This window comes from Streptomyces sp. ID05-39B, assembly GCF_033794725.1.
GTDB lineage: Bacteria > Actinomycetota > Actinomycetes > Streptomycetales > Streptomycetaceae > Streptomyces > Streptomyces bobili.
On record NZ_JARGEF010000526.1, the window covers coordinates 1 to 939 of the forward strand.

Annotated in this window: 1 protein-coding gene; it reads left to right on the forward strand. The window is 71.2% G+C overall.

Annotated features, from left to right (window positions below):
* On the forward strand, nt 1-939 hold a 939-nt coding region (locus P1P75_RS41690; protein ID WP_319265295.1), incomplete at both ends, for a SidA/IucD/PvdA family monooxygenase.

Here is a 939-nt window from a genome sequence, read left to right on the forward strand (position 1 = left end):
ACTCGACGCCGTCTTCTACGAACAGCGCCCCACCTTCGACTGGCACCCCGGCCTCCTCATCGACGGCGCCCGCGTCCAGGTCCCCTTCCTCGCCGACCTCGTCACCCTCGCCGACCCCACCAGCCCCTGGTCCTTCCTCAACTACCTGAAGACCCGCGAGCGCCTCTTCCCCTTCTACTTCGCCGAGCGCTTCCACACCCACCGCGCCGAATACGACGCCTACTGCCGCTGGGTCGCCGACAGCCTCCCCGCACTCCACTTCGGCCACCAGGTCGACGCCGTCCGCTGGAACCCCGAACGCGACACCTTCGAGGTCGACTTCACCCAGCTCGACGCCGACGGCGAAGCCGAAGCACTCGGCCGCACCTACGCCAGGAACGTCGTCCTCGGCATCGGCACCGAGCCCTACGTCCCCGACCCGCTGCGCCCCCTGACCGACGCCCCCGGCGTCCCCGTCCTGCACGCCTGCGACTACCTCGACCACCGCGACGCCCTCCTCACCGCCGGCCACGTCACCGTCGTCGGCTCCGGCCAGTCCGGCGCCGAGGTCTTCCTCGACCTCCTGCGACACCGCCCCGCCGGCCGCGAACGCCTCCACTGGATCGGCCGCACCGAGGCCTTCGCCCCCATGGAGTACTCCAAGCTCGGCCTCGAACACTTCACCCCCGACCACACCCGCTACTTCCACGCCCTGCCCGAACCCGCCCGCGACCACCTCGTCGACGCCCAGTGGCAACTCCACAAGGGCATCGACGCCGACACCCTCGCCGCCATCCACGAGGAGCTGTACCGCCGCACCCTGCACGGCGGCTGGCCCGACGCCGTCCTCACCCCCGGCGTCCGCGTCCGCACCGCGGGCCGGATCGCCACCACCAAGATCGAACTCCACCTCGAACACGTCCGGCAGAACACCCGCAGCCGCCTCACCACCGACGCCGT